We start from the raw sequence: 22,784 nt of genomic DNA, 5'->3' as shown, positions 1-22,784 counted from the left end.
TGTAGTGAGGACTTCAGTCCGCATCTTTCATGCCTAGGACTTCCATAGCGAACGATCAAACTTTCCATTTGAGATTTTTGACCCCATCAATAATCTCAAATGGAAAGTTGAGTTTCACTAATTGTTAGTATAGTGCCAGCTCACCGCTCCTCAGAGTGCGATCGCCCGAACTTCTAGCACTTTAGATATAGTTAATTAGGATTATCACTCAATTTATCTAAATTTGAATGTCACTGAGTATACAATCGTCACGTAAAATTCACCCACCCTCAGAAGCGCTTATTCCACCCCAGCCGGTCGCCCCAAAATCCTCCCTCAACTATGTCTTGATTAATACCAGTTTAAAAAAAGAATCTAACTCTCTAGTAAGCTCCAAACCCTGAACTCATCAATCATTCCTAATTCTTCAATCTAAAATCTAAAATCTAAAATCTAAAATCGTATAACTTGTCAATTCCCCTAAAATAACTCAAAATGAAAATAAGAAATAAAATGTAATATTTATCTAACTTCTCACACAAAAAAATTAACCCCTAAATGAAAGCCACCCATCCTGTGGATCTCCTGCCACCGCCCGGGCCAACCGCAGAAACTCCCCAAGCATCCCGCCTTAGCCCGCTGTTCAACAGCCTCCACCCGAGTCCAGAAACCCTGCTACTCATCCTCTCCCTAGTCATCGGGGGAGTTACGGGCGCAGGCGTAGTCACCTTTCACTACCTGATCCACGTGATCCACAGCCTGATGCTGGAAGACTTCATGGGGGCGATCGCCTCGAAAGGCTCTTGGACACTAGCGTGTATTCCCACCATCGGCGGAGTCATCATCGGGCTGATGCGCTGGTGGTTTCGCGATTTTGGCCCGAATATGTCATCGTTAATTGCCGCGACGCGGGGGCTGCAAGAACTCTCCCCGCTCAAACCCATCACCAGAATGGTGGCCGCCTCAGTATCCCTCGGCACCGGTGCATCCCTCGGCCCAGAAGCCCCCAGCGTCGAAATCGGTGCCAACTTCGGAATGCTGCTAGCTCAAGTCTTGCAGCTTTCCCCAGAAAGGCAGCGCTTGCTCCTCGGCGCCGGAGCAGCAGCAGGCTTATCTGCCGGATTTAACTCTCCCATCGCCGGAGTCTTTTTTGCCTTAGAAGTCGTGCTCGGCAGCACTTTCGCCACTTCGTCTGTGAGTGTTGTCTTGCTATCTGCCGTAGTTTCGGCGCTGATCGCTCAAATTTGTTTGGGAGCTCAGCCGGCCTTTGCTTTGCCGATCTACGATGTCCGCAGTCCTCTAGAACTGCCTCTATACATGGGATTGGGACTTTTGGCAAGCTGTGTGTCTCTCGCCTACACAGAAGCAATTCAATTGGCCGATCGCTGTTTTCAAGGAAAAACCCAAGGATTTGCTTGGCTGGGACGACTGCCCCGGCCCGTTCACCCAATCATCGGCGGTGCGATCGTCGGCTTAGTCGCCCTGCAATTGCCTCAAATTTTGGGTGTGGGCTACGAAACAGTCCAAGCCATGCTGCAAGATGTGAAATTTTCCTTGTCTTTGCTGCTGCTGCTGTTGTTCGTCAAACTAGCGGTGACAGCAATCAGCCTGGGTAGCGGTTTAGTTGGTGGTATCTTCGCTCCGGCGATGTTTTTGGGAGCTTCTCTGGGTTCGGCTTACGGCATCTTTTTGGAAATGATCCCCGCCCTGAGCGATCGAGTCGCAGGCCCTCCCGCCTACGCCATGGTGGGGATGGCCGCCGTCCTCGCAGGTAGCGCCAGAGCACCGCTGACAGCCATTCTGTTGATGTTTGAATTAACCCGAGATTACCGGATTGTCTTGCCTTTGATGGCCGCAGTCGGACTGAGCGTATGGCTGGTAGAGTTTGTGAATCGTCGATCGACAGCCCACAGCCTCAACCTCCAGCAAATGGGCGTAGACGTAGCTGTCAATACACCAATCAAAGCCCGAGAACAGTTGCAGGATTGGGAAGACGCTCTCGGAGAAAGAATTGTCACAGAGCTGATTTCTTGCGAACTTCCCACCGAAGACGAACACACTATGGAGGAGCCAGCGTTGGTAATGGCTAATGCACATTTGTCCGAAGATGTCAAGCCTTTGTCGGAAACAAAATAAGCGGTTGAAGCAGTTGAAGTGCGATCGAATTCGGCCACTTCGCCACAAAACCCATAATCTCAAACCTAAATCTTACTGCTATGACATTTATCAACCCAAAAACCGATTATGCCTTCAAAAAAATATTCGGCTCATCAGAAAGCAAAGATATTTTAATCAGCTTTCTGAATGCGCTAGTTTACGAAGGAAATGCCACCATTGAAGACTTAGAAATAATCAACCCAAATCTGCCTCCAAAAGTTGAAGGATTAAAAGATACATATCTCGATGTCAAAGCCCAACTCAGCGATGGCACATTAGTAATTATTGAAATGCAAGTGCTCAACGTGCAGTCTTTCGGGAAGCGGGTTTTTTACAATACAGCCAAAACCTACGCATTTCAATTACAAGCAGGAGAAGGCTATCGAATGCTCAAACCAGTGATTGCTTTGACAATCACTGATTTTGAAATGTTTCCGAGCAACCGGAATCTAATTTCGAGATTTGTGTATAAAGAAGTGAAAACAAACTTAGTTTATCCAGACAATGAGATAGATTTAATATTTGTAGAATTGCCGAAATTTACCAAAGAAGAGCAGGAACTAGAAACGCTAGCCGATAAATGGATTTATTTCATAAAAAATGCCAGAAGTCTGACATCAGTACCAGAAACAATGGACATTATACCAGAAATCCATAAAGCCTTTGATATTGCAAATCAAGCGAAATTAAGCCCGGAAGAAATCACAAATATGGAAAAAATAGAACAGTTTATTTATGACCAACAGGGGGCGATGCTCAAAGCGACTCTGGAAGCACGAGAGGAAGGAAAAGAAGAAGGAAAGTTAGAAGGACGAGAACAAGGAAAGCGAGAAGAAAAGCTGGCGATCGCCCGACAGCTACTTTCACGCCTCGATGATGCAACCATCAGCCAAACCACAGGGCTGAGTGTTGAGGATGTGCGAAATTTGCGAGGGGGCGATTCCTAAAAGTTCCTCCCAACCTAAATTATTGTAGCCACGATAAATACTCAAGTTATTCACCGAAACCTCATGACATTTATTAATCCAAAAACCGATTACGCCTTCAAAAAAATATTCGGCTCATCAGAAAGCAAAGATATTTTAATCAGCTTTCTGAATGCGCTAGTTTACGAAGGAAATGCCACCATTGAAGACTTAGAAATAATCAACCCAAATCTGCCTCCAAAAGTTGAAGGATTAAAAGATACATATCTCGATGTCAAAGCCCAACTCAGCGATGGCACATTAGTAATTATTGAAATGCAAGTGCTCAACGTGCAGTCTTTCGGGAAGCGAGTTTTTTACAATACAGCCAAAACCTACGCATTTCAACTACAAGCAGGAGAAGGCTATCGAATGCTCAAACCAGTGATTGCTTTGACAATCACGGATTTTGAAATGTTTCCGAGCAACCGGAATTTAATTTCGAGATTTGTGTATAAAGAAGTGAAAACAAACTTAGTTTATCCAGACAATGAGATAGATTTAATATTTGTAGAATTGCCAAAGTTTACCAAAGAAGAGCAGGAACTAGAAACGCTAGCCGATAAATGGATTTATTTCATGAAAAATGCCAGAAGTCTGACATCAGTGCCAGAAACAATGGACATTATACCGGAAATACATAAAGCATTTGACATTGCGAATCAAGCGAGATTAAGCCCGGAAGAAATAACAAATATGGAAAAAATAGAACAGTTTATTTATGACCAACAGGGGGCGATGCTCAAAGCTACTCTGGAAGCGCGAGAGGAAGGAAAAGAAGAAGGACGAGAAGAAGGGATGCGAGAAAAGGCGAGATCGATCGCCCGACAGCTACTTTCACGCCTCGATGATGAAACCATCAGCCAAACCACAGGGCTGAGTCTTGAAGATATACGGAATTTACGATCGCCCGATTCATAGTTTAAACTCCTTCGGGTCGATCGCCGATCGCCCACACTCAACCCGTCGATCGCACAGACAGTGGCGCTACACTCAACTCTGGGCTAAAATAATCAGATATTATCAACAATCGGCAGAGAGGGGCTTCGGTGGCAGGAAACGAGGCAACTGCGAAAAACAAAAGTCAGAAAACACCAGGAAAAACCCCCTTGGGTTCCAGTCATTACGGCTTGTTAGGGCTGCATCCTTCAGCCTCCGCGATCGAAATTCGGCGATCGTACCGGGAACTGAGCAAACTCTACCATCCCGATACTACCGACTTGCCACCCGCAGTCGCCACCGCCAAATTTCAACAGCTCAATAACGCCTACGCTACCCTCAGCAACCCAGAACGCCGCCTCGCCTACGATCTCAAAATAGGTTATTCTCGCCTGAACGTGATTCAGTCGCCCCCGGGCTTCAACACTCCGGTTTCGGGATCGAGTAAAAAAACTTCTAACTCGGCTTACCTAGATCCCACGGATCGCCCTCTGTCCCCCGGCGAAATATTCGCTCTATTTATCATGGGGGCTACTTTAGTCGGATGCTTGGTACTGGCGATCGCGATCGGCTTAATTCGCGGCAATTAAACCCTCAAATCCCCAATTCCCAAATCCCCGAATCCCCCCATCTAAAATCTAAAATCTAAAATCTAAAATCCTATGACTCTTCCTTCCGCTGACACTCCTTTGTATAGCCATCCACTGCCAGAAATCGAGCAGTGGCTAAAAAGCCGCGGCTGCCAGCAAGATCGGCGAGAACTCCACTGCTGGCAGATCGATCGACCTACCTGGAAAGCAGAACTCTCCCTCGATATCGACCAACTCACTGTCCGCTATATTGACGCCGGAGCCGACGGCCAAGACATTCAGCGAGCCTTCAAATACTCCCTCTCGCGTCACGACATTGAAGATGCCGTTTTCTCAGGCCCCTAATTAGATTTTAGATTTGCGATTTTAGATTTTAGATTGATGAATATACTTCAGAATCAATACCTAATTGCAAACTGAAAAATTAATCTAAAATCCAAAATCCAAAATTCCAAAATCGTTTTTAGATTTTAGATTGATGAATATACTTCAGAATCAATACCTAATTGCAAACTGAAAAATTAATCTAAAATCCAAAATCCAAAATCGTTAGACTTTGCCAAATCGGCGGCTGCGCTGCTGATAATCAGACAAAGCGCGGTGAAATTCCGATCGATCGAAATCCGGCCACAGCGTCTCAGTAATGTAAATTTCCGAATAAGCCATTTGCCACAGCAGAAAATTGCTCAGCCGCATTTCCCCGCTCGTCCGAATCAGCAAATCCGGATCGCAAACATCAGCAGTATACAAATAGCGTTTAAATAAAACCTCATCAATCTCCTCTGGCTGCAACTTGCCCTCTTGTACTTGAGTGGCGATCGCCCGACAAGCTTGTACAATCTCCTGGCGGCCACCGTAATTCGTCGCCACCCGAAACAGAATCCCCTGATTGTGCTGAGTTGCGGTAACAGAACGCTCGATTTCCGCCTGCAAAGACTTCGGCAAAGCCAGCAAATCCCCCATAAATTGAATTTGCACGTCCTCGTCCACCATCTCCCGCAATTCTTGCCGCAGCTTGCCCTCAAACAAACTCATCAAAAAGTCCACCTCCCCAGCCGGCCGCCCCCAATTCTCCGTCGAAAAAGCATAGGCCGTTAAAGCTGGAATCCCCCAATCTTTGCAGCAGCGCAGCAGTTCTTTGAGAGCGCTAGCCCCTCGGCGGTGTCCCGCAATCCGCGGCAACCCCTTATTCTTAGCCCAGCGCCCGTTCCCGTCCATAATCACTGCTATGTGCTTAGGCAGTAATTCTAGTTTTAGATCAGCAGGCAACTTTTCCAAGCAAATTCCTTGACTCATGGTTTCTCCCGATTACCAGACTAACGGCGCAGTATCCGTTTTAACAGTGTCACTCCCTTCAATCCTATCTGCCGTCCGAGACTGCCGATGGGAATTGGAGTCACCACTCTTTCTCCATCCGACGGAAACAGCTTTGCTTCCAGCAATTCCTTAAGTTTGCTGCTAGTCAAAGGTCGATTTAAAGTTCCCATCTGCGCCAGAGAAATCGAACCCGTTTCCTCCGACACCACGACGCACACGCAAGCTTGCACCCGTTCCGTAATCCCCATCGCTGCCCGGTGGCGGGTTCCCAACTGCCGCGAGGCGCTGCGATCCGACAAAGGCAAAATTACCCCAGCCGACACGATCCGCGAAGCCCGAATCAAAACAGCCCCATCGTGCAGCAAAGTTTGCGGCTGAAAGATAGTTTGCAACAATTCCTTAGAGACTTCCGCATTTAGCTTCACTCCCGGAACTGAAAAATCCCGATCGTCGATCGGAGAATCTGTTTCTACAATTAATAAAGCGCCCGTGCGGTTTTGCGAAAGTTCTTTTACTGCGTCCACAATTTCATCTATTACGCTGTCTGGTTCTGGAGTTGGTCGGCGATCGCGTCCAAACAGTTGTATAATTTCCCCCCGACCCAATTGTTCCAGAAATCGGCGAAACTCCGACTGTAATATTACCGCCATTGCCACAGCAGAACCCGTTACCAAGCTGTTGAGCGCCACGTGCAACAGCCTCAATCCAGCCCAGTTACTCACCGCCGCCGCCAGCATCAAAATAATAAATCCCCGTACCATCCAAAGCGTCCGGCGCTCCCCGACAATGACGAGCACCAAATACGCAAGGGCAAATACCAGTCCAATATCGATCGCCTGAATCAATAAGGACTGAATGAGGCCAAAGTCATAGCCAGATTGTTGATTGTTCATGGTTCATCGAACCTTACCGCCTGTGAACCGCGAACTATGATGCACTCAAACCCGTGAACCATGAACAGTTGTTATTCCAATCGCGTGACTGAACAAGCCAAAAGTAAAAAGTTTAAAAACAATCATCAAGAAATCCCAATGAATCATCTTACTTTTTACTTTTTATGTTTTACTTCTTACTTTTTAGTTCCGAGTCTTTCAGGAAGGCGATCGAACCTCAGCAAATCCTCGTCAGTTTCCCGCTCTACGATCGTGTCAACTTTCCCATCTTTCACCAAAACCGCTGCCGGTCTGGGGACTCGGTTGTAGTTAGAAGCCATGCTGTAATTGTATGCCCCTGTAGCCGTAACGACGAGAATATCTCCCGACTGACACTCTGGCAACTTAGCATCTTTTATCAGAATATCGCCTGATTCGCAGTGTTTGCCAGCAACTGTCACTGTTTCCGTTAACTCAGCAGACATTTTGTTGGCTGCGAGGACTCGATAAACTGATTGGTAGGTAATTGGACGGGGATTGTCCGACATACCGCCATCCACCGATAAATACGTCCGGATTCCTGGAATGACTTTTTTAGCGCCCACCGTATAAGCGGTGACGCAGGCTGAACCCACGAGCGATCTACCCGGTTCGCAAAGCAATTTCGGTAATGGCAACTTCTCATTATTGTTGCAAGCTGCTACCATTGCGTCGCAGACTGTCTTAGCCCAATCATCTATGCTTGGAGGATCGTCGGATTCAGTATAGCGAATACCCAACCCACCGCCAATATTAATTTCTGTCGGCTTCAACCCTTGCCCAATTGCTGCTTTGAAAGCCTTAACGATCACATCTGCTAAATCGTGGTGGGGTTTCACTTCAAAAATCTGAGAGCCAATGTGAGCGTGTAATCCGACGCAGGATAAAGACGGCTGCTTGTTGAGGTAAATGAAAACATCCTTGAGGGAGTTGGGATCGAATCCAAATTTACTGTCGATTTGACCAGTTTTAATGTAGTCGTGAGTGTGACACTCAATTCCAGGCGTAAACCTGACCATAACTCGTATCCGCTCACCAGCTTTGTGACTGACACCCAATTTTGCCAACTCTGCTAGATTCTCTAAATCCCACCAATTATCTGCGATGATCGTGCAGCCACTGGTGACAGCTAGTTTGATTTCCTCGCGGGATTTGTTATTCCCGTGAAAATAGATTTTGTCGGGATTCACGCCAGCTTTTAGTGCTGTCTTAATTTCTCCGGCAGATACTACATCTATACCTAAACCTTCGTCCGCGACGATCGCGCAAACAGCCAAACAACTCCAAGCCTTAGAAGCATAGATCGCTTGAGATTCGCCCGGATAGTACCGCTTAAAAGCCTCTCGGTACTGGCGGCTGGTCGCCCGCAGCGTTTCTTCGTCTAAGATGTACAGTGGCGAGCCAAATTTCTCTACCAAGTCTGTTACGTCGCAGCCTCCTATTTCCAAATGATTCTTACTGTTGACGCTGGCTGTCAGCGGTAAAAGCTCTTGATTGGGCGATCGACTTTCCCTGGGTTCTTGAGACTTAGACAGATACTGAAGTCCAGATTCCACTTTTTCGATAGATTGAGTTAATACCATCGCGCAATAACTATCCTTACTGTGTTCTCCAGTGTACAATTGACGGCAAGCAATTGGGTCATCAGCGCCCAGATTGATGCTTTTGAGTAATTATTAAATCTAAAATCCCCTGTGCCTTTTCTCGGAATCAAACATCTCGCCGCCGAACACCTCAACAGTGCAGTAGAGCTCGATCGCCTCTGTTTTGGCGGACTTTGGACGATCGAAGGCTACAGGCGCGAGTTAGATAGTCCTAATAGCGATTTACTGGGTTTGTGGGCATCCGCAACCGGGGACTGCCGATCGGCAAAATTGGACAGCGAACTTGAGTCTGTTGATATTTTCACCTCCCAAAACCCGGTGAGTACGGGGGGAGAACCCCTAAAAATGCCCCAAATTCTCATCGGTTTGGGTTGTCTGTGGGCAATTTTAGAAGAAGCTCACATTACCATTTTGGCGATCGATCCGCGCTTTCAAGGTCAGGGTTTGGGACAAGCTCTGCTTTGGGCTTTGCTAAAATCGGCAAACCGCAGACAGCTAGAAAGGGCAACTTTAGAAGTGCGAGCCTCTAATGCTGTCGCACTGTCTCTGTACCACAAATTTGGCTTTAAGGAAGCTGGACGGCGAAAAAGATACTACCCAGACACCGGAGAAGATGCTGCGATTATGTGGCGCAGCGGCATTGAAAAACCCGAATTTCAGCAATATTTGGCGAATGAAAAAGTGAAAATTTGCGATCGGCTGCGGCAGAAAAACTGGCAAGGGGCGATCGATAGTTTTGATTTTTGAGTGTAATTTTTCAAGAATTCAATCAGAGTTCTATCAATTTCGATACCACCGAAATTAGGACATGATAATGCCATTCTTCTACCTCAATTAATTCTATGAAAACGGTACTGCCGTCTCCAAATTTCGGGTCATATTAATTCCGATCGAGCATAGTTGATATTCTGCGTGAACGCCAATAAACCGGGTTTTTACAACAATAATTCGTTGCAACCAGTAGGTTTCGTAAAACCCAGTTTATTGGTTCGGAGTGCGTAATTTCTAGTAAATTTACGGATTGAAATACGGCAAAAAAGCTTTAATCTCTATCTCAAGATGTTGTTTACGTTAATTGCTGCTACACACGAAAACAAACGGGTGCATCTCACTTTTGAAGAGGGCGAAGCATGACCGCATATAAGTTATTAGTTACAATCCCATATTGACTACGGTCATGCTTCGCCCCTACAAACATATTTGCCTTCATTGAGATGCACCCAAACAAACTCACTACTGTGGGTAAAGCATTTCAAAGCAGGAATATCTAATGAACATAAAATATGGACTTACCGCTATCCTTGGGACATATTTACCACATGAGGAGCCTCGACCGTTATGGCGACAATCACAGGCACAATCAAAGTCAACGTCGATGTCGCCTACGTCAACGATCCCAAATTCGCGGGTGTCTACACTGGTGACTTTTCCTACGATGATACACATCTGACCAAAGTCGGCACGGAGGTCATGGATATTAGTGGTGCAAATGGAAATCGACCGGGACTGCTATCTTTTAAATTGAGATTTCTGGACTTTGCTAGAGGCTCAACTCTTGTCACCTATACAGAAAATGAGGTTTTAGACTTCTCGAACTGTGCTGTTTTAGCTTTCGAGAACGGACTTCCCAGTCAATTTTGCTTGCATAGTATTCTTGCTGGAAATAACGATCTTGGAGTTTGGGGTGGAAATAACGGATTTATGTTTGGAGATCCTGGGATATTTTACTTTGTATTGCGAAATGGAGCTATTCAAGGTCAGGGGACTGTGACCTTAGAAATTAATGAACCTACTGCTGTATTGGAGAATTTCTCCCCTTTTACCTCATTGTTAGCCTTTTTGGGCTTGGGTAGAGTTCCCTTGTCGATCAAGTCGAAAAAGCCCAAAAAATAATCTTTATAACCTAATTTGAGAGGCATAGACAATGGCAGTCATAGATACTCCGTTTTTGGTGACAAGTGGCGAAACTAACAGACCACCTACGAATGCTTTTAGTCCAAGTCAGCGTCAAATAAATATTCGCGCGCCGAGTCTTTTGAGAGCACGGCGTAGATTTAATTACTGAGATTTTCACAATATTTCGTGATTTTGAATCAAAAACTCTAGTAAATTTACGGATTTACAATCCCGATAAGAAGCTTTAATTTGTATCTCAAAATGTTGTTTTCGTTAATTGCTGCTACACACGAAAACAAACTCACTGCTGTGGGTGAAGCCTTTCAAATCAGGAATATTTAATGAACATAAAATATGGACTGACCGCTATCCTTGGAACATATTTGATATCCACATTAGGGGGAGCGACCGCTATGGCAGCTACAATAGGAGGCACAATCAGGGTTGACGTAAGTGGGGGCGACTTCGCGGGGGTCTACACAGGTGACTTTGCCTACGACGACACATACCTGACCAAAGCCGGCTCAGAATCCATGAGCATCAATGGTCGTGGAAGCCGAACTCGACCGGGACTGCTATCTTTTAACTTTAGATTTCTCGACTTTGTAACAGGATTAACTCCTGTTACCTATACGGTCAATGATGTGGACAACTTCCCAAACGCTCCAGTTTTGCTTTTCGAGAATGGAATTCCCACTCAATTTGCCTTACAAGTTTTTTCTGAATCTGGAAATGACGCATTTGGGTTCTTAGATCCCAAGGCATTTTTTTTCGCCTTGCAGAATGGAACTAATGGAGGTGATGGGATTGTTACCTTAAAAATTACTGAACCTACTACTGAACCTACTCCTGTACCAGAGAACTCTTCTCCCTTCGCCTCATTGTTGGCTTTCTTGGGCTTGGGTGGGGTTCACTTGTGGAGAAAGTCTAAAAAGGCAAACTAATAATCATCTTTACCAACCTAACTTGAAGCTGAGCGTAAATAGAATTACTTAGACTTTTAAAGTATTTAGTTGTTTTGGCAAATAAATCTAGTAAATTTACGGATTTACAATACCGATAAGAAGCTTTAATTTGTATCTCAAGATGTTGTTTTCGTTAATTGCTGCTACACACGAAAACAAACTCGCTGCTGTGGGTGAAGCCTTTCAAATCAGGAATATCCAATGAAGATAAAATTTGGACTGACCGCTATCCTTGGGATATATTTAATATCCACATTTCCAGGAGCGACCGCTATGGCAGCTACAATAGGAGGCACAATCAAAGTCAACGTCACTGGTGGGGACTTGGGCGGTGTTTACACGGGTGACTTTGCTTACGACGATACTCATCTAACCAAAGTGGGCTCGGAATCCATGACCATCAATGGTGGAAATGGAACTCGACCGGGACTGCTATCTCTGAACTTTAGATTTCTGGACTTTGCGGAGGGTTTAACTCCTATCACCTATACGGCCAGTGATGTTGACCAATTCCCAGACGCTCCTGTTTTATTTTTCTCTAACGGAATTCCGACTCAATTTGCCTTACAACTTTTTTCTGCATCTGGAAATGACGCATTTGGGTTCTTAGATTCCCAGATATTTCTTTACGCCTTGCGAAATGGAACTATTGAAGGTTCGGGGATCGTGACCTTAGAAATTAACGAATCTTCTCCTGAATCTACTCCCGTACCAGAGAACGCCTCCCCCTTGGCCTCATTTTTGGCTTTTTTGGGATTGGGTGGAGTTCACTTGTGGAGAAAGTCTAAAAAGGCAAACTAATAATCATCTTTACGAACTTAACTTGAGAGGAATGGACGATGACATCGATAAATACTCCGTTTTTGGTAACAGGTGGTGAAACTAACAGACCACCTACGAATGCTTTTAGTCCAAGTCAGCGTCAAATAAATATCCGTGCGCCCTTCTCCCTTCCCTCTGCGGATCGATGGACTGGTGAAAAAGTATGGTTGCTGATTCCTGGTTTCACAGCACCCAGCGATTCTTTTGATGCAACTCTAGCCAGAGTCATCAATGATGCTAACCCAAACGATACAGTTTTAGCCCTTGACTGGACTCAAGTGAGTGGCACCCCAACAAATAATGCAACATTAGGGATCTTGAGAGGAGACCTTTACAGGTCTGGTTCATGGATTACCCCAGTAGCAACGGCAATCCAAAACAAACTTGTTGAGTGGGGAATGCCAGCCGCAGCACTGAATATTGTTGGTCATAGTCTTGGTGCTCACCTTGCCAGCGAACTTGCCGCCACTTTCAATACTGCCTATGGGAGTCAAGTTGGTTCGGTTACAGCCCTTGACCCAGCATCAAATAGCGCAAGATCCGTGAGTCCATACGATACAACTAATGGCTTCGATACTGACCTATCAAATGGATACGTATTAGATAAAAAGGGAGGAATTGCAGACCCAATCAAACGCTTAGATCTTAATGCTGCGGCTTCAAGAAGAAGTTTTAATGGCATCAGTAGTGTATCAGGAAATGAAGCTCAAGCTGGAACGGCCAGGGAATCTTTCCTGTTTGACTTCGGCCCCAATGCAGACACCACTGCTCAACACGGTCGTGTCGTGACCGCCTACACAAATTTGGTGAATGATGCAGCCGGCAATTCTCGTTTAGCAACAAATATTTTGGGTTTGAACGACACGCAGGCAAATCATCCATTTCGACCAAACTTCTATAAAGGAGATTCTCCTAACTCTCTTCAAGTGCATGAAGGAGTGATTCCCGTTGATGCTCAAGATAATCCTTTGTTTCTGGTTGCTGCTAAAGCTGCTGGCGGAATCAACGATCGCTTCATCTATGGGACTAACAGAGACGACGAATTTAGATTAAGTGGGAGTTTTGCGAAATATTACAACAACAACGGCAACCATACTTATAATGTTGGTAACGGCAACGATCTTGTTTTTGGTGGCATAGGTAATGACATCATCTTCGGCGGGGCTGGAAATGACACGGTTGATGGCGGAGATGGGAATAATCAGATATATGGTGATGACGGTAATGATATTCTCGGTGCTGGTATAGGTAATGACACCATCTACGGCGGCGAGGGAATTGACATCATTAATGGCGGAGATGGGACTAATGACATTTATGGCGATCGGGGTAATGATTATCTGACTGGTGGAAACGGCACTAATAGGTTTTTTGGGGGTTCTGGCAACGATGTTCTACAAGGTGGTACGGGTCTAAACTTACTCAAAGGTACAGACACCAACACAATGTCTAGTGATGAGGTAGATACTTTAATTGGCAACCCTAGCGCCAGACTAAACGCATTTTATATTGGCGATCGCACCACAAATTGGTACTCAGCCAATGGTGGAAATGATTACGCCAAAATAGTTAACTTTAATCCAGTAACTGATGTAATTTTGGGCGGTACGAATATTGAGGCACAAAACCTCATCACTCAAACCTTTCTCTGGGCTGGAGGTGAATTGATTGCTAAGATTGAGGGTTTGTGGGCTTCGCAACTACAGTTCCCGACAAGGATCTTTTAGGCTTGACTTTTATGCGGTTTTGTAGAGACCGCTGTGAATTTTAAATCCTCAAAGTTGAGGAACGCTACTTGAGAGCTAAGCCAAGCGCGTGACAATTACACCGGACGCACTCCTGACCAAAGAAACCGGGTTTTTCAATTAATTTGACGGCTACAGCGAAAGATTTTCTCCAAAAACCCGGTTTCTGACTCCCCTGCGATTCGCGCAATGGATTAACATCGAAAAGCTCGATCGCACCCGTAACACATAACTCTCGTGAAGCAACCTCCACACACTTCCAGATTTATGACTTGGCGATCGCACGTAAGAGCAAAAAAGATTGTGCTAGAATCCATCAATACGTAGTCGTAGGTTGGGCACAGGCCGAGAAGAGCAATCTTCTTGCAGTCTAGGGGAGGTTGTAGGTCAGCCACCATTTGGGTCTTCCCAGTTGAAAGCCACCCTGCAACATGAGCCTGGAATCTGCAACCGCAGCCGAGTGCGGCTTTTGCGGTGGGAGTGTCGCGCTAGAATTGGCATTACGAGTTAACACTCGAACAAAAGCGCTCGTTGTGCGAGCGTGACCTCAAAACGGGCACATAGCAGGTGGGAATAAACCATGTTTGAACGCTTCACAGAAAAAGCAATAAAAGTAATCATGTTGGCCCAGGAAGAAGCTCGCCGCCTGGGTCACAACTTCGTAGGGACAGAACAGATCCTCTTGGGTCTGATCGGGGAAGGAACCGGAGTTGCGGCGAAAGTCCTCAAATCAATGGGGGTTAACCTCAAAGATGCTCGGATTGAGGTCGAAAAAATTATCGGGCGCGGTTCGGGCTTCGTAGCAGTCGAAATTCCGTTCACCCCTCGCGCTAAGCGGGTTCTAGAACTGTCCCTCGAAGAAGCTCGCCAACTCGGACACAATTACATAGGTACTGAACACCTGCTGCTGGGTCTGATCCGCGAAGGTGAAGGAGTCGCGGCTAGAGTCCTGGAAAATCTGGGAGTAGACTTGTCGAAAGTCCGCACCCAAGTGATTCGGATGCTGGGAGAAACCGCAGAAGTCGCAGCCACTGGTGGCGGTGCTCGCACCAAAACCCCAACCCTCGATGAGTTCGGATCTAACCTGACTCAAATGGCCGTCGATGGTAAGCTTGACCCCGTAGTCGGTCGGCAAAAAGAAATCGAACGGGTAATTCAAATCCTCGGTCGCCGTACTAAGAATAACCCGGTGCTCATCGGTGAACCTGGAGTTGGCAAAACTGCGATCGCCGAAGGCCTGGCCCAGCGCATCGCTAATAACGATATTCCAGATATTCTCGAAGACAAGCGCGTCGTCACCCTCGACATCGGCCTTCTCGTCGCCGGTACCAAGTACCGGGGCGAATTTGAAGAGCGCCTCAAAAAAATCATGGACGAAATCCGCACCGCGGGTAACGTGATTTTGGTGATTGACGAAGTACACACTTTGATCGGTGCTGGTGCGGCGGAAGGCGCGATCGACGCAGCTAACATTCTCAAGCCGGCTTTGGCAAGAGGCGAACTCCAGTGTATCGGCGCTACAACCCTTGATGAGTACCGCAAGCACATCGAGCGCGATGCCGCCCTAGAGCGTCGATTCCAGCCCGTGATGGTCGGCGAACCGACTGTTGATGAGACGATCGAGATTCTGTTCGGCCTGCGGGAACGCTACGAACAGCACCACAAGCTGAAAATCTTGGACACGGCCTTAGAAGCCGCAGCCAAACTCTCTCACCGCTATATCTCTGACCGCTTCCTTCCAGACAAAGCCATTGATTTGGTAGACGAAGCTGGTTCCAGAGTCCGCCTGATCAACTCCCAACTGCCCCCCGCAGCTAAGGAACTTGACAAGGAACTCCGCCAAGTCCTCAAGGATAAAGACGAAGCGGTGCGTTCTCAAGACTTTGACAAAGCAGGGGAATTGCGCGATCGAGAAATGACGATCAAAGCCGAAATTCGCGCTATTTCCCAAGCCAAAAAAACCGACTCGGCGGCCCGTGGCGACACCGACCCATCGCCAGTAGTTACCGAAGAAGATATCGCCCAAATCGTGGCAAGCTGGACGGGCGTACCGGTTAACAAACTAACTGAATCTGAGTCCGAAAAACTGCTGCACATGGAAGATACCTTGCACCAGCGTTTGATCGGTCAAGAAGAAGCAGTGAAAGCTGTTTCCCGCGCCATTCGTCGCGCTCGCGTTGGGTTGAAAAATCCCAATCGCCCGATCGCCAGTTTCATCTTCTCCGGGCCAACAGGCGTCGGCAAAACCGAACTTACCAAAGCCCTAGCAGGCTACTTCTTCGGTTCCGAAGACGCGATGATTCGGTTGGATATGTCCGAATACATGGAACGTCACACCGTCTCCAAACTTATCGGTTCTCCTCCCGGCTACGTCGGCTACAACGAAGGCGGCCAACTCACAGAAGCAGTCCGCCGCCGTCCTTATACCGTCGTATTGTTCGACGAAATCGAAAAAGCCCACCCCGATGTCTTCAATATGCTCCTGCAAATATTGGAAGACGGCCGCTTAACAGATGCCAAAGGTCGCACCGTGGACTTCAAAAACACGCTGCTGATTATGACTTCTAACATCGGTTCTAAGGTCATCGAAAAAGGTGGTGGCGGTCTCGGTTTCGAGTTCAGCGACAACCAAGCCGATGCTACTTACAACCGCATTCGCTCTTTGGTTAACGAAGAACTCAAGAACTACTTCCGCCCAGAATTCCTCAACCGACTTGACGAAATTATCGTCTTCCGTCAGTTGAACAGGGAAGAAGTCAAGGAAATTGCCGTGATCATGCTCAAAGAAGTGTTCGGCCGCTTGACTGAACAGGGAATCACTCTGGAAGTGACCGAAAAATTCAAGGAACGGCTAGTAGAAGAAGGCTACAACCCCAGCTACGGAGCTCGACCGCTGCGCCGCGCCATTATGCGGTTGTTGGAAGACAGCTTGGCTGAGGAAATTCTGTCTGGCCGCATCAAAGACGGTGATATCGCCGTTGTGGATGTGGGCGATGACGGAATTGTCAAGGTGCTGCAAGGCCAAAAGCGGGAATTGCTTCCCCAAGGTGCTGAGTAAGATTGAGTGGCGTGCGATCGCGATTAAAGTTTTGAGATCGCAAATTGCGCGATCGTAAATAACTCAAAATCCTCGCATAAAAAAGGTAGAGAATTCAAATTCTCTGCCTTTTTTATCAGAAAATTGGGTTGAAAACCCTGTCCTTATAGGACGGCTTTTTGTCATTGTTAAGTAAAATAAAAAATCCATCTTCACAAATGAATATGGTAGAGTAAACACATCAGACAAGATTTAAAAACCTACCCCCGGACTGGGGGAAAGTCTACGCCCAAAACATTTTTTAGGAGATATGACTACGCACTTTTTAGTGCAAACGTAGTCAGCCTGGGAACCCTAGCAATAGGGATATTTCGACAGAAATGTCTTAAGAATCCCCGTACCTTGATAGTCGGGGAGTGTCAAGAGTTAATATCAGGAGGATACTTATTATATCGGGTACGGTTGATTGATAATGATAAAATTAATTGGTTCGTAGTGCGGACTTTAGTCCGGCTAGGTTGCGGACTAAAGTCCGCACTACGAACCGTTTTTGTTATGTTAATCGACCGGACATGATATTACATCAATATTTGATGGATAGGGAAACCACAGACAAACGCAAATAAACGCAGATAATTGTAAGATAGTTTGCATTCTTTTGCAATTCCAGTCTAATAATTAACAGCGATATATTTCAAAGGTAAGCTGTAGAGCATTTAAATTGAATCTTCGGGCTGATTGTTTCTTGACATACAATTTGAATGTCTTTACAACTTATTAGATAATTTGTGGCAATTATATAGCGAGGACTCAATGACATCCGAAAAAAAGAATTTAGCTACAGAAGTAGCAGAAGTGCAGGCTGAAACATGGTGGCAGAAAGCTTGGAATTCGCAGCGAGAAAATCTTCAGATAGTGATTATTGCTTTGGGTTTAGCAATACTGATTAGATCTTTGGTCGCGGAACCCCGCTTCATACCCTCAGATTCTATGCTACCAACTCTCCACGTGGGCGATCGCGTCGTAGTCGAAAAAATCTCCTACTACCTCGAACCTCCAAAAACTGGTGACATCGTAGTATTTGCGCCGCCGGAACAGTTGCAAGAACAGGGATTTACCGAAGACCAAGCATTTATCAAACGGGTAATTGGCTTACCGGGTCAAACCGTCGCGGTTAAAAAAGGTTTAGTTTATCTCAACGACAAACCCCTCGTCGAAAAATATATTGCTGAACCTCCTAAATACCAGTGGGGGCCCTATGTCGTGCCGGAAAATCAATACTTCGTCATGGGAGACAACCGCAATAATAGCAACGACTCCAGCAGGTGGGGATTTTTACCTAAGAAGAATATCATCGGCCGCGCTGTGGTGAGATTTTGGCCGCTAGAACGCATCGGGCCACTTTGAAGTCATTGGTCATTAGTCATTGGTCAAACAGGTCATTTTACCCTCGCCCGCGAAGCATAAGGGTGGTCATTGGTCAAACAGGTCATTAGTCATTAGTCATTAGTCATTAGTTAGGAGGAAGATGGAAGATGGAAGCTCGGCCAACGAACAAGGTACGGGATTTCACGGATAAATGTGAAGGGCATTGGGAATTGGGAATTGGGCAATTCTCCCCAACTATCCCCCTCTCCCCCTCTTCTGTACGGAAATTTCTACTGATTCTTGCGCTTTGAGGGGTAGGGACTTACTCGGGCAACTGATAAAATAGTAGCAAAAGCAGCGGGATTTCCCGGGTCGCTCAAAATTAGTTGCATATTAAAAAATTAGGTAAGAAAATTATGGGATTTTTTGATTCAGAAATTGTTCAGCAAGAAGCCAAGCTGTTGTTTGAAGACTATCAATCTCTCATCAAACTAGGTGGCAATTACGGTAAATTCGATCGCGAAGGCAAGAAAATGTTCATCGCTCAGATGGAGTCAATGATGGAGCGCTACCGTATTTTTATGAAGCGCTTCGAGTTGTCTGAGGACTTCATGGCTCAGATGACCGTAGAGCAGTTAAAAACACAGCTCAATCAATTTGGCATCACGCCCCAGCAGATGTTTGAGCAAATGAACTCAACGCTGGAGCGGATGAAATCTGAACTGGAAAAACAATCATAAACAGTTGACAGTTGACAGTTGGCAGTTGGCAGTTGACAGTTGACAGTTGGCAGTTGGCAGTTGGCAGTTGGCAGTTTTCATCTGATGGAAGGAAGTAATTGGTAATTGTCAACTAATGACCAATGACTAATGACGGCAGGACTAATGACTAATGACCAATGACTAATGACCAATGACCAATGACGGCAGGACTAAGGTCGTTCAAAAGACGAAGCAGGTTTGAAATCTTCTTCAGGAACTCCCTGCAAAGCTTGGCTCATAAAATCGCGCCAAACTGGGGCAACAATAGTACCGCCAGTCGCACCGTAGCTCATAGGTGTGTAATCGTCGTTGCCTATCCAAACAGCCACTGACAACTGCGGCACGTAGCCTACAAACCAGATATCCCGTTCTGAGGAAGTTGTACCAGTTTTCCCAGCGGCCGGCCGTCCGAGTTGGGCTGCCTTGGCAGTACCGTTGTAAATTACTCCTTGCAGGGCGCTGTTGACAGATGCCGCAGCCCAGGCATTGAGAACTAATTTCGGCTTGGGTGTGTTGTCGAGCAAGACGTTGCCACTGCTGTCAGTGACTTGCACGATAAAGGTGGTGTCAGAATGCCAGCCGTTGTTAGCGAAGGTAGCAAAAGCTCCGGCCATTTCTAAAGGAGTCAAGTCAACGGCACCCAAGGGCAAAGAAACCACGGGTTCCATGGGACTTCTGATGCCGAGCACCCGGCAAATCTCAATTACTTTATTCAATCCGACTTCTTGGCCGAGCTTGACGGCGGGAATGTTCAGTGATACTTCTAAAGCTCTGCGGATGCTGACGGCACCGGAGAAGCCGCCGCCGTAGTTTTGAGGGTAGTAGTAGCCGTCGCCGTCGCGGTAGCCGACAGGAGAGTCGTAGACAACAGAATCAGGGCCGTATTTGCCACTAGCAAAGGCAGCGTAGTAGATGAAAGGCTTAAAAGAAGATCCGGGTTGGCGGCGTGCTTGAATGGCGCGGTTGAACTCACTCTTTTGGTAATCGACGCCGCCAACCATGGCTTTGACGAAGTGGGTGCGGGGATCGACGGCTGCTAGGGCAATTTGACCTTGGTCGCGATCGTAAAAAAGTCCTTGGTAGTAAAGTCGATCGTGCCACGCTTTGACGGTTTCTTCGGCGATGCGCTGCATTTTGAGGTCGATCGTGGTTTGAACGCGCATTCCGCCCTTGAGCACCGCATCTCGCCCGAAACGCCGTGTCAGCTCTTGAACTACGGCTTGCGTGACGTAAGGAACTTGAGAACCGCCAAAAGAGGTAATTTTGCCGAGCTTAATTTTTTGGGAGCGGGCGGTAGTCTCTTCAGCCGCCGTAATCCATTTGAGTTCCTTCATCCGGGTTAAAACGATTTCCTGCCGCTCTTTTGCCAGCTTGTAATTGACGAAAGGACTGTATTCTTCGGGGGCGGAAATTAAGCCGGCCAGCATTGCTGCTTCGGCAAGACTCAAATTCTCGGCTGACTTGTTGAAATAGCTTCTAGAAGCTGTCTCTACGCCGTACAAGTTGTGACCTAAATAAATTTGATTCAGGTACAGTTGCAGAATTTGGTCTTTGTTGAGAATTTGTTCCAAGCGGATAGACATTACCGCTTCAGCTATCTTGCGGCTGAATTTTGACTGGGGAGATAGAAACAAGTTCTTGACGAGCTGCATCGTCATAGTCGAGCCGCCTTCAACAGTTCTACCTTTCTCTAGGTTGACGATGAGAGCTCTGGCTATCCCGCCGGGGTTGATACCTTTGTGGGTGAAGAAGTTGCTATCTTCGATCGCCATTACGGCCCGTTTCAGGTTCGGGGAGATTTTGTCAAGGGGTACGACATCGCGGTTTGCTTCATCGTGGATGCTGGCTAGGGGTCGGCCGTTGATGTCGTAAATGTGGGTAGTTTCGGTGGGAGAGTAGGTTTGCAAGATGCGAACATCTGGCAAGTTGCGGAAGCTGATAGCTAAGCCAACCAGTCCGCCAGCTAGTACGGAACTGGCAAGCATTGTCATGCTGAGTATGGTTCCGGCTGTCACTTTGCTGACTGACTGAACAAACTCGAATACAGGGGCTGGGTTTTCCGTATTTTTGCGGACTGCGTTGGTTGACACGTGGATTTCACTTCCTCATTCGATTTGGGGTTTAAGACTTTTAATTTTAGATGGCAACCCTGGAGGCTGTCAGTCTATCGATTTTAGATTTTAGATTTTAGATTTTAGATTTTAGGTTTTCTCTACAGATGAATTTAGGAGTTTGAACCTTAGTCTAAAATTGTGAGTTCTCCACAGTGATAGGGTGGGGGCTTGTATCCATTTCAGGATGGGTTTGCTAATCAAAGCCGATCGGCTTTGGAATTATAGTAGCTTGATAGTTGTGTGTTTATGTGTCAATCAGTGAGTTTAACTAATTCTGCTGCACTTTGGCAAAATATAATGATGGACGATCGCTCTCCTATGATTTCTCCTAACCTTTCAGCGATATACCGTGGCATCAGCGAGATTTTTCCCGATCGACCTGATTCTAGCAACCCTGACGAAAATCTGGCCCAACTGCTGGCAAAAGTCGATCGACCGTTGCGAGTCAAACTGGGAATCGACCCCACAGGGGCGGACATTCACCTGGGGCACAGCATTTGTGTCCGCAAGCTGCGGGCGTTTCAGGATGCAGGTCACACAGCGGTACTGGTCATCGGAGATTTTACCGCAAGAATTGGCGATCCGACTGGAAAATCGGAGGCAAGAAGCCAGTTAACAGCCGAACAAGTGGCAGAAAATGCCAAAACTTATTTAGACCAAGTGCGTCCGATTCTAGATTTTGACACGCCCGGACGCCTGGAAATTCGCTATAACTCCGAGTGGTTGCCCAAATTGGACTTGGCGAAGGTTTTGGAACTGCTAAAGACCATGACGGTGCAGCAGATGCTCGCTAAAGAGGGATTTGATAACAGGATGCAGCAGGAAAATGCGATTTTCCTGCATGAGTTTCTGTATCCACTAATGCAGGGTTACGATTCCGTGGCATTGGAGGCGGATGTAGAGTTGGGCGGAACTGACCAAAAGTTTAATATTGCCGTGGGGAGAGATTTGCAGCGACATTTTGGGATGAAACCGCAGTTTGGTTTGCTGATGCCGATTTTGATTGGGACTGACGGCGTACAGAAGATGTCGAAGTCTTTGAATAATTATGTCGGTTTGTCGGAAGATCCGCTGACGATGTATTCTAAGTTGGAGAAAATTGCCGATCGCTCGATCGCCCAGTATTTTGAACTATTGACAAATTTGCCCCTTGATGAACTGCCGGAAAATCCGCGAGAAAAACAGAAACTTTTGGCTGTGGATGTGGTAAGTCAGTATTTTGGGAAAGCAGCGGGCGATCGCGCACAACAAGATGCGATCGCACTGGTGAAAGGTGCAGCAGGACAAGCTGATGCGGTGGCGGAGTTTTCCTTGGCAAACGTGCAGTTTCCGGCTAAGTTGTTTTATATTCTGAGTGCTAGCGGGCTTTGTAAAAGCAGCGGCGACGCGCGGAAGTTAATGCAAGGCGGCGGAGTAAAGTTAGAGGGCGATAAAGTATCTGATGTCAATCAGACATTTGAATCACCTGCTGATTTATGCGGTAAAGTTTTGCAAGTAGGCAAAAATAAGTTTGTCCGCTTAATCGTATAATTTCATCCAAGGTTCGTAGTGAGGACTTCAGTCCTTCTTAAAAGTTCGTAGTGAGGACTTCAGTCCTTCTTAAAAGTTCGCAAT

At 46.6% G+C, this 22,784-nt stretch carries 19 protein-coding genes; 14 read left to right on the top strand and 5 right to left on the bottom strand.

The window, feature by feature from the left end:
* The first annotated feature begins 537 nt into the window (after positions 1-537).
* The 5 genes from QZW47_RS02325 (at position 538) to QZW47_RS02305 (ending at position 4,975) form a co-directional block, all read left to right on the top strand.
* Positions 538-2,115, top strand: coding sequence for a chloride channel protein (locus QZW47_RS02325; RefSeq protein ID WP_293123181.1), 1,578 nt, complete (start codon positions 538-540; stop codon positions 2,113-2,115).
* A gap of 80 nt (positions 2,116-2,195) precedes the next feature.
* On the top strand, positions 2,196-3,083 hold the full coding sequence (locus tag QZW47_RS02320) for an Rpn family recombination-promoting nuclease/putative transposase (RefSeq protein WP_293123178.1): 888 nt from the start codon (positions 2,196-2,198) through the stop codon (positions 3,081-3,083).
* Positions 3,084-3,146: 63 nt separating this feature from the next.
* Positions 3,147-4,022: an Rpn family recombination-promoting nuclease/putative transposase gene (locus QZW47_RS02315; protein WP_293123175.1), complete on the top strand. Its 876-nt coding sequence runs from the start codon at positions 3,147-3,149 to the stop codon at positions 4,020-4,022.
* 128 nt (positions 4,023-4,150) lie between these two features.
* Positions 4,151-4,630, top strand: coding sequence for a J domain-containing protein (locus QZW47_RS02310; protein ID WP_293229821.1), 480 nt, complete (start codon positions 4,151-4,153; stop codon positions 4,628-4,630).
* A 72-nt stretch (positions 4,631-4,702) separates the two neighbouring features.
* A complete protein-coding gene (locus QZW47_RS02305; protein WP_293123172.1) occupies positions 4,703-4,975 on the top strand; it encodes a DUF3143 domain-containing protein in 273 nt (90 codons plus the stop codon).
* Between the two features lie 204 nt (positions 4,976-5,179).
* Here the strand turns inward: QZW47_RS02305 and QZW47_RS02300 are convergent, their stop codons facing one another.
* The 3 genes from QZW47_RS02300 to lysA all read right to left on the bottom strand — a co-directional run bounded on the left by QZW47_RS02300 (position 5,180) and on the right by lysA (position 8,441).
* On the bottom strand, positions 5,180-5,926 hold the full coding sequence (locus QZW47_RS02300) for an isoprenyl transferase (protein WP_293123169.1): 747 nt from the start codon (positions 5,924-5,926) through the stop codon (positions 5,180-5,182).
* A gap of 20 nt (positions 5,927-5,946) precedes the next feature.
* Complete coding sequence (cdaA, locus tag QZW47_RS02295; protein WP_293123166.1) at positions 5,947-6,840, bottom strand: diadenylate cyclase CdaA; 894 nt, start codon at positions 6,838-6,840, stop codon at positions 5,947-5,949.
* Between the two features lie 176 nt (positions 6,841-7,016).
* Positions 7,017-8,441 carry a diaminopimelate decarboxylase gene (lysA, locus tag QZW47_RS02290; protein ID WP_293123163.1) on the bottom strand — a complete coding sequence of 475 codons (1,425 nt, stop codon included), beginning with the start codon at positions 8,439-8,441 and terminating at the stop codon, positions 7,017-7,019.
* Between the two features lie 111 nt (positions 8,442-8,552).
* Between lysA and rimI the strand changes: the two genes are divergently transcribed.
* The 5 genes from rimI to QZW47_RS02265 all read left to right on the top strand — a co-directional run bounded on the left by rimI (position 8,553) and on the right by QZW47_RS02265 (position 13,872).
* The gene (gene rimI, locus QZW47_RS02285; RefSeq protein WP_293123160.1) at positions 8,553-9,209 is read left to right on the top strand and encodes a ribosomal protein S18-alanine N-acetyltransferase; all 657 of its coding nucleotides are present in this window, start codon (positions 8,553-8,555) and stop codon (positions 9,207-9,209) included.
* Between the two features lie 591 nt (positions 9,210-9,800).
* On the top strand, positions 9,801-10,355 hold the full coding sequence (locus tag QZW47_RS02280) for a hypothetical protein (RefSeq protein ID WP_293123157.1): 555 nt from the start codon (positions 9,801-9,803) through the stop codon (positions 10,353-10,355).
* A 416-nt stretch (positions 10,356-10,771) separates the two neighbouring features.
* Positions 10,772-11,302, top strand: a complete 531-nt coding sequence (locus QZW47_RS02275; protein ID WP_293123154.1) for a hypothetical protein — start codon at positions 10,772-10,774, stop codon at positions 11,300-11,302.
* A gap of 294 nt (positions 11,303-11,596) precedes the next feature.
* Entirely contained in the window at positions 11,597-12,124 is a 528-nt protein-coding gene (locus QZW47_RS02270) for a hypothetical protein (RefSeq protein ID WP_293123151.1), read from the top strand.
* 38 nt (positions 12,125-12,162) lie between these two features.
* Positions 12,163-13,872: an alpha/beta fold hydrolase gene (locus QZW47_RS02265; protein WP_293123148.1), complete on the top strand. Its 1,710-nt coding sequence runs from the start codon at positions 12,163-12,165 to the stop codon at positions 13,870-13,872.
* Positions 13,873-14,084: 212 nt separating this feature from the next.
* Here the strand turns inward: QZW47_RS02265 and QZW47_RS02260 are convergent, their stop codons facing one another.
* Positions 14,085-14,288 (bottom strand): hypothetical protein, encoded by a 204-nt coding sequence (locus tag QZW47_RS02260; protein ID WP_293123145.1) that lies wholly within the window; start codon positions 14,286-14,288, stop codon positions 14,085-14,087.
* A 182-nt stretch (positions 14,289-14,470) separates the two neighbouring features.
* On the opposite strand from QZW47_RS02260, the gene QZW47_RS02255 reads away from it, so the two are divergent.
* The 3 genes from QZW47_RS02255 (at position 14,471) to QZW47_RS02245 (ending at position 19,035) form a co-directional block, all read left to right on the top strand.
* Complete coding sequence (locus QZW47_RS02255) at positions 14,471-16,948, top strand: ATP-dependent Clp protease ATP-binding subunit (protein ID WP_293123142.1); 2,478 nt, start codon at positions 14,471-14,473, stop codon at positions 16,946-16,948.
* A gap of 792 nt (positions 16,949-17,740) precedes the next feature.
* Positions 17,741-18,334, top strand: a complete 594-nt coding sequence (gene lepB / locus QZW47_RS02250; protein ID WP_293123139.1) for a signal peptidase I — start codon at positions 17,741-17,743, stop codon at positions 18,332-18,334.
* Between the two features lie 377 nt (positions 18,335-18,711).
* Positions 18,712-19,035: a DUF1825 family protein gene (locus QZW47_RS02245; protein WP_006632589.1), complete on the top strand. Its 324-nt coding sequence runs from the start codon at positions 18,712-18,714 to the stop codon at positions 19,033-19,035.
* 191 nt (positions 19,036-19,226) lie between these two features.
* Here the strand turns inward: QZW47_RS02245 and QZW47_RS02240 are convergent, their stop codons facing one another.
* Positions 19,227-21,146 (bottom strand): transglycosylase domain-containing protein, encoded by a 1,920-nt coding sequence (locus QZW47_RS02240; protein ID WP_293123126.1) that lies wholly within the window; start codon positions 21,144-21,146, stop codon positions 19,227-19,229.
* A 321-nt stretch (positions 21,147-21,467) separates the two neighbouring features.
* Between QZW47_RS02240 and tyrS the strand changes: the two genes are divergently transcribed.
* Positions 21,468-22,700: a tyrosine--tRNA ligase gene (gene tyrS / locus QZW47_RS02235; protein ID WP_293123404.1), complete on the top strand. Its 1,233-nt coding sequence runs from the start codon at positions 21,468-21,470 to the stop codon at positions 22,698-22,700.
* The last annotated feature ends 84 nt before the right edge of the window (positions 22,701-22,784 follow it).

The organism is Microcoleus sp. bin38.metabat.b11b12b14.051, from assembly GCF_013299165.1.
Lineage (GTDB): Bacteria > Cyanobacteriota > Cyanobacteriia > Cyanobacteriales > Microcoleaceae > Microcoleus.
The sequence above is the reverse complement of the archived record's forward strand: the minus strand, read 5'-3'. Positions and strand labels throughout refer to the sequence as shown.

What these genes read in the sequence shown, in the direction of transcription:
- QZW47_RS02325 (WP_293123181.1), top strand. Translation starts at nt 538, where the DNA reads ATGAAAGCCACCCATCCTGTGGATCTCCTGCCACCGCCCGGGCCAACC.
- QZW47_RS02320 (WP_293123178.1), top strand. Translation starts at nt 2,196, where the DNA reads ATGACATTTATCAACCCAAAAACCGATTATGCCTTCAAAAAAATATTC.
- QZW47_RS02315 (WP_293123175.1), top strand. Translation starts at nt 3,147, where the DNA reads ATGACATTTATTAATCCAAAAACCGATTACGCCTTCAAAAAAATATTC.
- QZW47_RS02305 (WP_293123172.1), top strand. Translation starts at nt 4,703, where the DNA reads ATGACTCTTCCTTCCGCTGACACTCCTTTGTATAGCCATCCACTGCCA.
- QZW47_RS02300 (WP_293123169.1), bottom strand. Translation starts at nt 5,926, where the DNA reads ATGAGTCAAGGAATTTGCTTGGAAAAGTTGCCTGCTGATCTAAAACTA.
- cdaA (WP_293123166.1), bottom strand. Translation starts at nt 6,840, where the DNA reads ATGAACAATCAACAATCTGGCTATGACTTTGGCCTCATTCAGTCCTTA.
- lysA (WP_293123163.1), bottom strand. Translation starts at nt 8,441, where the DNA reads ATGGTATTAACTCAATCTATCGAAAAAGTGGAATCTGGACTTCAGTAT.
- QZW47_RS02280 (WP_293123157.1), top strand. Translation starts at nt 9,801, where the DNA reads ATGGCGACAATCACAGGCACAATCAAAGTCAACGTCGATGTCGCCTAC.
- QZW47_RS02275 (WP_293123154.1), top strand. Translation starts at nt 10,772, where the DNA reads ATGGCAGCTACAATAGGAGGCACAATCAGGGTTGACGTAAGTGGGGGC.
- QZW47_RS02270 (WP_293123151.1), top strand. Translation starts at nt 11,597, where the DNA reads ATGGCAGCTACAATAGGAGGCACAATCAAAGTCAACGTCACTGGTGGG.
- QZW47_RS02265 (WP_293123148.1), top strand. Translation starts at nt 12,163, where the DNA reads ATGACATCGATAAATACTCCGTTTTTGGTAACAGGTGGTGAAACTAAC.
- QZW47_RS02260 (WP_293123145.1), bottom strand. Translation starts at nt 14,288, where the DNA reads ATGGTGGCTGACCTACAACCTCCCCTAGACTGCAAGAAGATTGCTCTT.
- QZW47_RS02255 (WP_293123142.1), top strand. Translation starts at nt 14,471, where the DNA reads ATGTTTGAACGCTTCACAGAAAAAGCAATAAAAGTAATCATGTTGGCC.
- lepB (WP_293123139.1), top strand. Translation starts at nt 17,741, where the DNA reads ATGACATCCGAAAAAAAGAATTTAGCTACAGAAGTAGCAGAAGTGCAG.
- QZW47_RS02245 (WP_006632589.1), top strand. Translation starts at nt 18,712, where the DNA reads ATGGGATTTTTTGATTCAGAAATTGTTCAGCAAGAAGCCAAGCTGTTG.
- tyrS (WP_293123404.1), top strand. Translation starts at nt 21,468, where the DNA reads ATGATGGACGATCGCTCTCCTATGATTTCTCCTAACCTTTCAGCGATA.